General features: G+C 40.0%; 12 protein-coding genes. 3 read left to right on the top strand and 9 right to left on the bottom strand.

Going from position 1 to position 12,146, the window contains the following annotated elements; translation table 11 throughout:
- Positions 1 to 736 precede the first annotated feature (736 nt).
- A complete protein-coding gene (locus VXK47_RS10570) occupies positions 737 to 1,612 on the top strand; it encodes a DUF4384 domain-containing protein (protein WP_435548750.1) in 876 nt (291 codons plus the stop codon).
- Between the two features lie 82 nt (positions 1,613 to 1,694).
- On the opposite strand, the gene VXK47_RS10565 is transcribed toward VXK47_RS10570, so the two are convergent.
- The 7 genes from VXK47_RS10565 to VXK47_RS10535 form a co-directional block, all read right to left on the bottom strand.
- Positions 1,695 to 2,252 carry an adenylate/guanylate cyclase domain-containing protein gene (locus VXK47_RS10565; protein WP_435548749.1) on the bottom strand — a complete coding sequence of 186 codons (558 nt, stop codon included), beginning with the start codon at positions 2,250 to 2,252 and terminating at the stop codon, positions 1,695 to 1,697.
- Between the two features lie 172 nt (positions 2,253 to 2,424).
- Positions 2,425 to 2,745: a DUF167 domain-containing protein gene (locus VXK47_RS10560; protein ID WP_435548748.1), complete on the bottom strand. Its 321-nt coding sequence runs from the start codon at positions 2,743 to 2,745 to the stop codon at positions 2,425 to 2,427.
- Positions 2,745 to 4,202, bottom strand: coding sequence for a D-glycero-beta-D-manno-heptose-7-phosphate kinase (rfaE1, locus tag VXK47_RS10555; protein WP_435548747.1), 1,458 nt, complete (start codon positions 4,200 to 4,202; stop codon positions 2,745 to 2,747). The genes VXK47_RS10560 and rfaE1 overlap by 1 nt, the downstream gene beginning before the upstream one ends.
- A 1-nt stretch (position 4,203) precedes the next feature.
- Positions 4,204 to 4,617, bottom strand: coding sequence for an acyl-CoA thioesterase (locus tag VXK47_RS10550; RefSeq protein ID WP_435548746.1), 414 nt, complete (start codon positions 4,615 to 4,617; stop codon positions 4,204 to 4,206).
- A 19-nt stretch (positions 4,618 to 4,636) separates the two neighbouring features.
- Positions 4,637 to 5,251 (bottom strand): bifunctional phosphoserine phosphatase/homoserine phosphotransferase ThrH, encoded by a 615-nt coding sequence (gene thrH / locus VXK47_RS10545; RefSeq protein ID WP_435548745.1) that lies wholly within the window; start codon positions 5,249 to 5,251, stop codon positions 4,637 to 4,639.
- A gap of 266 nt (positions 5,252 to 5,517) precedes the next feature.
- Complete coding sequence (locus tag VXK47_RS10540) at positions 5,518 to 6,834, bottom strand: homoserine dehydrogenase (RefSeq protein ID WP_435548744.1); 1,317 nt, start codon at positions 6,832 to 6,834, stop codon at positions 5,518 to 5,520.
- Positions 6,835 to 6,928: 94 nt separating this feature from the next.
- Complete coding sequence (locus VXK47_RS10535; RefSeq protein WP_435548743.1) at positions 6,929 to 8,095, bottom strand: aminotransferase class I/II-fold pyridoxal phosphate-dependent enzyme; 1,167 nt, start codon at positions 8,093 to 8,095, stop codon at positions 6,929 to 6,931.
- A 254-nt stretch (positions 8,096 to 8,349) separates the two neighbouring features.
- On the opposite strand from VXK47_RS10535, the gene purM reads away from it, so the two are divergent.
- Positions 8,350 to 9,393, top strand: a complete 1,044-nt coding sequence (gene purM, locus VXK47_RS10530) for a phosphoribosylformylglycinamidine cyclo-ligase (RefSeq protein ID WP_435548742.1) — start codon at positions 8,350 to 8,352, stop codon at positions 9,391 to 9,393.
- Between the two features lie 75 nt (positions 9,394 to 9,468).
- Complete coding sequence (tsaD, locus tag VXK47_RS10525) at positions 9,469 to 10,464, top strand: tRNA (adenosine(37)-N6)-threonylcarbamoyltransferase complex transferase subunit TsaD (protein WP_435548741.1); 996 nt, start codon at positions 9,469 to 9,471, stop codon at positions 10,462 to 10,464.
- A gap of 277 nt (positions 10,465 to 10,741) precedes the next feature.
- Here tsaD and VXK47_RS10520 read toward each other — a convergent pair whose 3' ends face one another.
- Positions 10,742 to 11,143 (bottom strand): Hsp20/alpha crystallin family protein, encoded by a 402-nt coding sequence (locus VXK47_RS10520; protein ID WP_435548740.1) that lies wholly within the window; start codon positions 11,141 to 11,143, stop codon positions 10,742 to 10,744.
- A 27-nt stretch (positions 11,144 to 11,170) separates the two neighbouring features.
- Complete coding sequence (locus VXK47_RS10515; protein WP_435548739.1) at positions 11,171 to 11,635, bottom strand: Hsp20/alpha crystallin family protein; 465 nt, start codon at positions 11,633 to 11,635, stop codon at positions 11,171 to 11,173.
- Between the last annotated feature and the right edge of the window lie 511 nt (positions 11,636 to 12,146).

Here is a 12,146-nt window from a genome sequence, read left to right as displayed (position 1 = left end):
ACGGCCGCATCAAAAACTTGACAAAAAAACACCGGATATGGTCTACTGGGAAACATTTCCCAGGAAAGAGGCAGCAGCCTGAATAAGCAGTTTATCACTTTTAAAATGCATTTTGCTGTTCAAACAATCCCGACCACCGCTGTTAAAAATCCATCGGGGTGCAGATAAATCCGGAGTGTATCATGACCCCGCGCCATTCGGTTTCAGGAATCTTCTTTCCTGCAAAAGTTGATTATGAAAATTGCCGGTTATGCCCAAGAGAACAATGCCCGGGAAGGCGGGCGCCTTATGACAAGGATTTATATAATAAACATTACTCAATGAAAGCTTCGTAAAAAGTTCCAATTTTTTGTTGTGCTGTGCCTTTTGTCAAAAGGCACACAGGAGCCTGGCATATCAACTTGCGCGGTATCCGGGCTTTTATCAGGAAATAAAGAGATCCCTGCTTAAGGGATAAAGTGAATGAAAACAAATATAAATACAGCAGGAAAATATATTCTTTGTCCAAAAAAGGGAAACCCAAAAAAGCACATTGCCGTATGTAAGCAATGCCGTTATCGTAAGGCTTGCAAAGCATATCAGGGATATCTTCAACCTAAATTGCCTTTTTCCTGATCAGGCTTGAATGGTAACACAGTTTGTTTTATAATAACACTCACATCGCTGGTTTAAAATGAATGTTGTCTTTCTATATAAATGTTGATGGATCTATTACAAGTCTTAAAAGGATGCTTTTATGAAATTTTATGCCCCTAAATATTTGGTAATAATTTTTTTTCTGTTGACAAGTACATGCTTTACATCCGGCAGATTTCTTTATGCCGCCCAGTCAACTATCACTGAAGCAGAGGGTTACGCCTGCATGGGAGATGACAAGTCCAGAAAGGAAACGGAACAAAGCGCTGTTGCCGATTCCAAACGCAATGCAGCAGAAACAGTTCTTACGCATCTTAGCAGCCAAACCACCATAAAGAATTTTGAACTCGAAAATGATCTTGTTTCGGCTTACAGTAAAGCCAAAGTAAAAATCATTCAACAAACAGACAGTCTTTGGTATAAGGATGCATCTGCCGGTGACTGCTATAAGGTCAAAATTAAAGCTGAGATAATTCCGGATGATACTATCATTAAAGCTTCGTCAAAAGACAATGATATAGAAAATCCCGATATGCCGCTTAAGGTTGCTGTTTGGACAAACAGCAAAAATTATAAAAAGGGAGAAAAAATCACAATCTATATAAAGGGTAATAAACCTTTTTTTGCTTCGGTTTTATATAAGGATGCCAATGGATCAATGCTTCAGCTTCTGCCCAATCCTTACAGAAAAGAAAACTATTTCAACGGCGGCACTGTTTATACTATGCCTTCAGGACAGGATAAGTATGATCTTGAAGTAACTCCTCCTTTTGGTGAGGAAAACATAATAGTGTATGCAAGCACATCGCCTCTCGGCCAACTTGACCTGGCGGGTTCCGGCAGTGTTTACCAGGTAAAGACAAAAGATACAGGAATGAAGACCAGAGGTGTGAAAATTAAAGAAAAAACAAATGAGGCAAAGCCGGAAACAGCCGAGTTTTTTGAAGTCAGCACATCAGTAAAAACCGGCAATTAATTATATAGCGTTTGTCTGTCATAACTACATTCCGGTTGCAGCTTATTCTAATTTATTGGGTGAGGGTGCATATGCGAACAGCTTAAAGTTTGGCTTCACAGGCTTTTAAAAGAGCCAGCACTACCAGGCCCACCGAATCATCGACTCCTTCCACCCGGCGCTGCCTGAGTTGCCTATCTTCTCCCAGTAACCGGTAACCCTGCTGAAAAGCAAGTGTATAAGCTGTTTGCGTTGTCAAAGCCCTGACCTTTTCGGTCTTGTTGTGTTTTTCCAGTTTTGCACAAAGATTGACGGCACCCCCGATTACGGTGTATTCCAGCCGGTCGGCATCACCAACGGCTCCAAAGATGATATTTCCGGTGGAAACAGCTGCACCTACCCGTATTTGCGGTCTTCCATCAGCAGTCAGTTTCGCATTCCACAACTCAACAGCTGCCAAAACTGCATCTGTAGTCCGTAATGCATCCGCGGCATAGGTATCGCTTGGAACAGCTGCGCCAAAGGCGGCCAGAATTCCGTACAGGCTGACCACGGCAAGTTGAAACCAGCCAATAAGAATTTCACTTTCGTTCTGTTGATTTAAAATTGCCTCCCGTACCCGTTCAGGCAACTTTTTGGACAGGATGGAATCTGCTTTCATATTTCATCATAAATTAAGCTAAATAAGCATTATAATTGATGAAACCGTAAAAAGTCGGAAAATATCCGTATCGTCATGCCGGACCCGATAAGCCTGCCCCGGCAACCTTTAGGCCGGGGGCATCCAGCAATTTCAATAGGTTCCGGATACCGGCTTCCGCCGGTATGACGGTCTATGGACTTTTTGCAAGCCCCTCAATTTTTGAAATTAATGCTTCCGTAGATGAGGATAAAGTTTTTTCGTTATTTTTTAATAGTATATATTTTGTTTTTCCGGTGTGCCCGGAAACGATTTCAATATTTGATGCGGAAACAGAAAGAATTTTAGCAAGATATTTAATGCACATATTGTTTGCAGAGCCGTCAACCGGGGCAGCTGTAAGTTTTATTTTCAGGGCATCTCCAAAAAGCCCGGCTATCATGTTTTTTGAAGATCGGGGCAGAATATAAACCTTAAAAATTATGCCTTCGGAACTTTTCCTTAAATAAAGCATTATAAAGCAGGGTCACTTTTTCTTATTGAGTCTATGATGCTTGTTGCAGAAATGTTTTCCTTAACCTGAATAATAACAACCCGGCCGCCGTATTTTTCTACAAGATCATGCCCGTATACTTCTTTAGCCGAATAATTACTTCCCTTTGTGAGTACGTCAGGGCGTATGGTTTCAATCAGGTCTTTAAGTTTATTTTCCGGAAAAACAACGATATAATCAACACTGTCAAGTGCGCTTAATATCCTGACTCTTTCTTTGGCATTGATTACCGGTCTTCCGTTTCCTTTCAGCTTTTTAACCGACGCATCATCATCAATTGCAACTATAAGGACATCACCTTCTTTTTTTGAAGCGGAAAACAATTTGATATGACCGGCATGTAAAAGGTCGAAGCAGCCGTTTGTAAATACTATTTTCTTTCCTTTGTTCTTAAGGTCTATGAGCAGAGCGGATAGCTCGGAAAGATTTTTTTGCTTTATTCTGTACTCATCGGTGTTAACAATCAAAGCAGCTGACAATTCTTCTTCCGATACCGTAGCTGTTCCTATCTTTCCTACAACAATTCCTGCAGCAGTATTTGCAATTGCCGCTCCAACCTTAAGCGATGAGCCGGATGCCGTGCAAAGTCCAAGAACGGACACAACCGTATCGCCTGCTCCTGAAACATCGAATACCTGCCTTGCTTCCGAGCTGATTTTATAGGGCTTTTTGTTTTCTTCGAACAGAATCATACCATCTTTGCCGCAGGTAATAAGAAGGTTTAAGATGCCGGTACTTTCAATGATTTTCTTACCCGCTTTTATCAGCGAGGAATTGTTTGTTATTTCTATTCCTGATGCAAGGGCTGCTTCTTTTATGTTGGGAGTAATAAGGGTAACGCCTGAGTATTTTGAATAATCACGACCTTTGGGATCCGCTATGGTTATTTTTCCGTATTTTTTTGCTGTTTTAACTGTTCTTGCCACCAGTAATTTGCTTATCAATCCCTTGCCGTAATCGGAAATAAGTACCACATCCGCTTCAGGAATTTTCTTTTCAATAAAATGTGCGATTTTATCAAAAGTATCATCTGAAACTGTCTTTATTGTTTCTCTGTCAATTCTTAAAACATGCTGGTTTCCCGCAATAATCCTTGTTTTTCGTGTTGTAGGACGTCCAGGTTCCTGAATAACCCCTTGTACGTCAACTCCAAGAGCGGTGAATTTCTTAAGCAGCAGGTTTCCGCTCCTGTCACCTCCGATAACACCGGCAGCAAAAACTTCAGCCCCGAGTGCAACAAGATTGTTTATTACATTACCCGAGCCTCCCAAAGTTGAATCTTCTTTTTTAACTGCTATTACAGGAACCGGCGCTTCAGGTGATATCCTTTCGACATCACCCCACAGGTATTCGTCAATCATAAGATCGCCGATAACAAGTATTTTACAGTTTTTAAATTTTGAAATATCTATAACCATATTAAATTTCGGCTAAGCTTTTTTTTATGACATCAACAACACAACAGGGCGGCCGGATAATTTTCCTGTCCGTATTTACAAAGGCATGCTTTGAAGAGCCTGTTGCCTGTACTGTCTTTCCATCTTCATTTAATATACGGTAAGTAAACTTCATACCGCCCTTAAAGCTTGTATCAAGAGTTGTCTCAATTATCAGAAGATCATCATATTTAACGGGAGATAAAAATTTACACTGAATCTCGGACAGAGGCATGAAATATCCCTTTTCTTCTATAGCCTTATATGTCAATCCCAGATTCCTGAACATTTCCCCGCGCCCCATTTCAAACCAGCGCAGGTAATTTGCGTTATAGGCATACCCCATGTTATCGGTATCGCCGTAAATCACCCTGTATGTAATTCTGCTTTGTAGCATAAATTTACCTTATTTATAATCAGCTGACTATCTTCAAACAATCATCTTCAAGCAATGTTTTGAGCTCTTCATAGTTATGTGTAATTGGAAGTTCAGGAAAATCGCTTTTGAAGTTTTCGGGAGGTCTGAAAAGAATTCCGCGGTCTGCTTCTTTGAGCATACCAATATCGTTATAGGAATCCCCAACGGCTATAACATTGTAGTTAAGACTTTTTAATGCAATTACTGCTTTTTTCTTGCCTTCCTTTTGCCGCAAAGTATAATTTTCAATGGAACCGTCCTGCCCTATTATAAGAGAATTACAAAAAAGCGCTGGCCACCCGAGCTTTTTCATCAATGGCCCTGCAAACTGAACAAATGTATCCGAAACAATAATTACCTGTGTAACTGATCTAAGCCAGTAAAGAAACTCGGCAGCTCCTTCAAGAGGGTTTATCATTGCAATAACTTTTTGTATATCGGTTATAGTAAGACGTTCTCTTTCCAATATTTCCAGCCGTCTTTTCATCAGGACATCATAATCCGATATATCCCGCGTGGTGAGCCTCAGCTCTTCAATTCCTGTTTTTTGTGCCACATTAATCCATATTTCAGGTACAAATACGCCTTCAAGGTCACAGCATACAATGTGCATAAATCACCTTTTTCATACTTAAATATTGAATAGCAAGCAAAGTGTACAGTACTTTGTCCGATATCCGATATTCAATGGAGCCAGTTTCAAAACGTCCCATTTAGGCCGATCTCTGCGTTGGGCTCAAATTTTAATCCTCGAAATACTAAATGTATTCCTGTGGTTAAAATTTTCGTCCGCCTTGACCTTGACCAAACTGAAACGTTTTGAAAGTGGCTCAATGTTATTTATAATTTTATTGCCCACCCGAAAAAAACATAATCCGCTTAATCTTCTTCACTGTCATCTTCGATCCTTATGAGGGCAGGTTTTGAGCTTACAACATCAAGTTTTGATATTTCATCAAAAGCCTTCCTGACATCTTCTTCCCTGCAAAGGTGCGTGAACATAACAATCGGCACAGAACCGTTTGTTTTACGCCCTTTCTGGTGAACCGATTTTAAGCTGATCCCATACTTTCCCAAAATTCCGGATATTTTTGAAAGAACTCCGGGTCTGTCCTGAGATGAAAACCGGAAATAATACTGAGTTAATATTTCATCAACCGGCAAAATCGGGATACTCCTGATATTTGTCATCTGGCAGGAAAGCAAGGGGACTCTTCCTACAGAACCGCACAGGATATTTCTGGCGAGATCGGCAATATCACTTATGATGGCGCTGGCCGTGGGCATCATACCGGCTCCTTTTCCATAAAGCAGAATATCTCCGACATCATCTCCTGTAATCGTAACAGCGTTAAGTGAGCCGTTTACATTTGAAAGCATATTCCTAAAAGGTATCATTGTAGGATGTACTCTTGCTTCAACAAAATTTCCTCTGTGTTTGCTTATTGCAAGCAGCTTTATTCTGTATCCGAACTGACCGGCAAACTCAATATCAAGAGGAGTAATCTTTGATATGCCCTCAATATAAATATCTTTTAAATTAATCTCCATTCCATAGGCAATAGAATTAATAACAGCAAGCTTGTGAGCTGTATCAAGTCCTTCTATATCAAGCGTTGGATCGGCTTCTGCAAATCCCTTTATCTGAGCTTCAAGCAGAGCTGCTTCGAAAGTGCTGCCGTCATCTGTGATCTTTGAGAGGATATAGTTGCAGGTTCCGTTTAATATGCCTGTCATGGAGCTGATATTGTTACCTATGAGGGATTCTCTGATAGATTTTATAACAGGCATGCAACCCCCAACGCTTGCTTCGTAAGCAACATCAACACCTTTAACTCCGGCAGCTTTAAATATTTCGTTTCCGGAAGAAGCAAGGAGAGCTTTGTTTGCAGTTACAATCTGTTTTTTATTGTCTATCGCCCTTAAAATCAAATCTTTCGCTATTTTCTCGCCGCCGATCAGTTCTATTATTATATCAATTTCCGGGTCATCGACAACTTTGGAAGCATCGCTTACAAATACCCCTTCGGCAAATTTTATACCTCTGTCAAGGCTTGTATCCAGATCTGCAACATACTTCAATTCCAGCACAGCGCCTATTCTGGAGCTGATAAGATCTTTTTTCTCCAGCAATATTCTGGCAACCCCTGTTCCAACTGTTCCGCAGCCAAGCAAACCTATATTAATTTTTCTCATAAAATCAATTCCTGCCCGGTAAAGTAAACCCCGGTAATAAAACCATGCAATACAATGCATTTGTTTTTAAATTTAACAGTGAGTGAATATTTGATTATAGCACCTTCTTTATACCTCTGATGGCCTGATTAATTCGCATTGTGTTTTCAATAAGTGCAAAACGGACATATTCATCTCCATATTCCCCAAACCCGAGACCGGGTGAAACGGCAACCTGTGCTTCCTTTATAATAAACTTTGAAAATTCCACCGAACCCATTTTAATATATTGGCCCGGGATTTTGGCCCATACAAACATAGTTCCTTTAGGGCTTTTAATATTCCAGCCTATACGGTTAAGGCCGTTTACAAGAGCGTCTCTGCGCTCTTTATATGTGTTACATATGTCTTTTACGCAATCCTGCGGGCCGTTTAAAGCAATGATGGATGCTATCTGAATCGGCTGAAAAACACCATAGTCGAGGTAGCTTTTAATTCTGCGCAACGCAGCAACAATTTCAGGATTTCCCACACAAAAACCGACTCTCCAGCCCGGCATGTTATAACTTTTTGAAAGAGAAAAGAATTCAACGCCGACATCCTTTGCCCCTTTGACCTGAAGAAAACTGGGAGCGACATAGCCGTCAAAAATAAGGTCTGCATATGCAAAGTCATGAATAACCATGATATTATGTTCTTTTGCATAATCTACTATCTTTTCAAAAAAATCTATATTTACCACTTCGGTGGTAGGATTATGAGGATAGCTGATTATCAGGACTTTAGGTTTGGGCCATGTCTGCCGGGTGGCATCAATAAGATTTTCAAAAAAATCACAATCCGGTCCTACAGGTATTCCCCGGACTTCTCCTCCCGCTATAATTGCAGAAAAAGGATGAATAGGATAAGTAGGCGTAGGTGTGAAGACCACATCTCCAGGTCTTATGGTAACAAGAATAAGATGTGATAATCCTTCTTTTACCCCTATGGTTACAATAGCCTCATTATCAGGATCAATATCAACATCAAACCGGCGCTTATACCAGCCTGCTATAGCCATTCTGAGTTTGGTTATACCCATTGAGGCGGAATAACGGTGATTATGCGGCTTTTGGGCAGCTTCAACCAGTTTATCAATAATATACTGGGGAGCCCCGAGATCCGGGTTTCCCATACCGAGATCTATTATATCCTGTCCTGCATGCCTGGCATCCATTTTTATTTTATTAACAGTTGCAAAGACATACGGGGGCAGACGGTCCAGCCTGGCAAATTTATTCATAACAAATCCTCATCTTGCTTAACATTGTTAAATTTATTTGCTTAGTTACAACATGTAGCATTTTATGTCAAAAAAATTGTTTTGACTTTTAACCCGAATCAGTATATTTCTGACATAACTTTCAACTAATAATCATAAATGCTTGCCATAGTCTGCTGATAAACAGCATCATATTTTCCTGATAATAAACGGCTGCTTTTGAGGTTAACTGTTTTAAGCTTACCGGATTCTGTTTTAATGAAATGGAACATAACATGACAAAATCTCTGACTTATGCGGGTGCAGGTGTTGATATAGACAAAGCTAACAAGCTGGTTGAGTCTATAAAAGAAATTGCAAAAAAAACAAACAGACCAGGAGTTATTGGCGAAATAGGCGGATTCGGCGGCCTGTTTTCTCTAAATATCAATAACATTCAAAAACCTGTTCTTGTTAGCTCTACAGACGGTGTCGGAACAAAACTTAAAGTGGCTTTCATGGCCGGTAAACATGATACGGTAGGTATTGATCTTGTTGCCATGAGTGTGAATGATATCATCGTTCAGGGAGCTGAGCCTTTATTTTTTCTCGATTATTTTGCAACAGGAGAAATCGATTCTGAAATAGCTGTTGATGTTGTCAATGGCATTGCCGAAGGCTGCAAACAGGCCAAATGCGCGCTTCTGGGTGGTGAAACAGCTGAAATGCCCGGATTTTACAAAACAAACGAGTACGATCTTGCAGGATTTGCCGTAGGAATTGTTGACCACAGCAAAATTATAGACGGTTCCGGTATCCGCATGGGTCATAAACTTATAGGCATCTCTTCAAGCGGTCTTCACAGTAACGGATACTCACTTGCGCGAAAGATTTGTTTTGATGTCCTTAAGCTTAAAATTGATTCTTATGTATCAGAGCTTGGCAAAACCATAGGAGAAGAGCTGCTTATCCCGACAAAGATATATTCCCCGATGATTCTTACCCTGCTTAAAGATCTTCCGATTCACGGTCTTGCTCATATAACCGGTGGCGGAATATCTGAAAACGTTATACGCATAATACCCGAAACATGCATGCTCAGAATTATAAAAAACAGCTGGGATATACCTCCCATTTTTAATTTTCTTAAGGAATCGGGAAAAGTCTCTGAAGAAGAGATGATGAGAACATTTAACAACGGTATAGGCATGGTTGCGATAGTGCCTGAAAAATCGGTAGATGAAATTATGGACCGTATGGCCGCTGAAAATGAAAAAATATTTATTATCGGAGAAATTGCGGAAAGGAAGAACTCTCAGGAAAAAATAAAATGGGTTTAAAAACCAACAAACTCTCATACATTTCATTAGCTTTATAATTAGCAGTTGAAGTTCGGGTAAGAGCAGATATTTTTCATGATCATTCTTGGTATCGAAACATCCTGTGATGAAACGGCGGCTTCCGTGGTTTCAGACGGGAGCAAAATATTATCTTCAGTTGTATCATCTCAGGCCGAAATACATTCTCCGTATGGAGGCGTTGTTCCCGAACTGGCATCCAGAAAGCATATGGAGGCCATAGTGCCGGTTGTAAGAAAAGCTATAAGCAGTGCCGGCATTGAAACAAAACAGATTGAAGCGATTGCAGTAACGCAAGGCCCGGGCCTTATAGGATCACTGCTGGTTGGTTTTTCATTCGCAAAGGCATATGCTTTTGCACTGAACATACCATGGACAGGCGTAAATCATCTGCAAGGACATATTCACTCCGTTTTTCTTGAACCCGATCCTCCCCCATTTCCATTCATATCACTTCTTGTGTCAGGCGGTCATACAGGCATCTATTATGTAAGCTCTCATACCGGTATGGAGCTTATGGGACAAACCCGAGATGATGCTGCAGGGGAAGCTTTTGATAAAGTTTCCAAAATGCTTGGCCTTGGATATCCGGGCGGAAGTATTATAGGAAAACTTGCTGAAAAAGGGGATCCCACGAAAATAAATTTTCCGCGAGCCTATATCGATAAATCAGGCTTTGATTTCAGTTTCAGCGGATTAAAGACCTCGGTTAGCCGTTTTATTCAGACAAATTATAATCGGTATAAAGAAATAATCCCTGATATAGCTGCCGGATTTCAGGAATCTGTTGTTGACGTTTTGTCTTATAAACTTCTTTACGCAGCAAGTTTAAAAAAATGTGAGCATATCTCAATAGTCGGCGGTGTTGCGGCAAACGGCAGGTTACGTGAAAAAGCAGAAAAGGATGCCTGTGCATCAGGTTTTAAGCTCCATGTGCCTTCCGTCGCTCTTTGCGGAGACAATGCCGCCATGATAGCTTCAGTCGGTTACCACAGCATTATAAACGGCGGAATACAGGATTTAGATCAGGATGTTTTTTCACGTGTAATTTAAAAAAGAGACAGAAAATATGAATATGAGAAAAATTTTACCGGGCGTACTGTTAATATTTATCTCTGTTGTTTTGACATCCTGAGCTTGCCGAAGCTTGTGGCTTCCTAAAGCATTTGTCAGAATAATGTTCCGATTGCAGCTTATTCTATTTTGTTGGGTGATGGTTCTCATACGCACCCTCACCCAAACGGAACAGATTTATGACATTTGCTATAATCGAAAACGCAATATCCTTCGACAGGCTCAGGATGTCATTGGTTATATTTTCAACTTAGTACTATGACGTTACCGTAATCTTTCTCGGCATGGCTTTTTCTGCTTTTGGCAGTACCAGCCTAAGTACTCCGTCTTCCATTTTTGCCTCGATTTTGCTCTGATCTATAACTTCCGAAAGAGAAAACTGTCTGTAGTATTTGCCTACTTCAAATTCTATCAACACATCCGATTCATCAGCTTCTTCCCATGGTTTAATATTTCCTGAAACGGTCAGGATACCTTCATTTAAATCAATAGTTACATTATCACCGGTTACTCCCGGCATATCTGCAAGTAATGTTATTTCGCGTTCTGTCTCAAAGATATCTACAGCCGGGGTAAAAACCAGGCCGGATTGTGTCTGCTCAGCAGTATTAATAAATTCCTGTTTTTCTTTTGCCTTTAGCTCTTTAGTTTCAGCCATTTTTACATCCCTCCTTTAACAGAATCTTTATTTTACAGTTATCTGCTTCGGCTTTGCCGCTTCCGATTTTGGGATTACAACCGTTAGTAGGCCGTTTTTCATTTGGGCCTCAACATTTTCAGTATTGATCTCACCCGGAAGCCCGATTATTCTCGAAAATTTACCGGCTTCACGCTCACTGCGGTGGTATTTAATATCTTTTCCTTCAGAAGAAATTTTGCGCTCACCTGATATTGTAAGGTTTTTCCCCATGACCTGAATATCCAGATCTTCAGCATTCAATCCCGGCAATTCTGCTCTTACGTAATAGTTGTTCAGATTTTCAGTAATATTGATTAAAGGAAAAACCCCGGCCCCGGTATATCCCCATGATGGTGAAGTCCGAAATACCAAGCCGGAAAGCGCGTCTATCTGTTTTTTCATTTTATCCATTTCGGCAAAAAAACCTCTTCTGCCAATTTCAGGAAAATCAAAGATTCTTCTTGTAACCATTTGTTGACCCTCCTTTATATTTAATCTGATTGTTCGTTTTTTGCATGATTTCTCACCCAAGGCAAAATGCCAATGTAATAATTTTGTATTAAGCTATTGACGTATTATTTTATAACTGCTTGTACTATCGGAATGAAATAAGGTAACCATTTGTCATAGTTTCACCTCCTATTTTCTTAGTCTCGGTTAGCACCAAATCAAACAAAAGGAAAAATATGTATAAGAGAAATTGTATTATTTTTGTAAAAATTAATATCGAATTTTTTTGTGTCAAGAAATACCGATAAAATTTTTTTATTCAGTAAGAATCAAAAAGCAGGCTTGATCTCATTATGATAAGTTGTTAAAGCGGTAAGGTGTTATCAGTTAGTTAGTGTTTGACCGACAAATGGTAATCGATTGAATTTGAAGATAAATATTGAATAAAAGTAAAACGAAGATTTTTCAGAAAGATGCATTTTATACTTGCATTCTTGACTCATTAATGGTAGTTATTTACTTGAATTAACAG

The organism is Desulfobacterium sp. N47, from assembly GCF_051233685.1.
Classification (GTDB): Bacteria; Desulfobacterota; Desulfobacteria; order Desulfobacterales; family RPRI01; genus RPRI01.
This window is presented reverse-complemented; position numbering and strand designations above follow the sequence as displayed.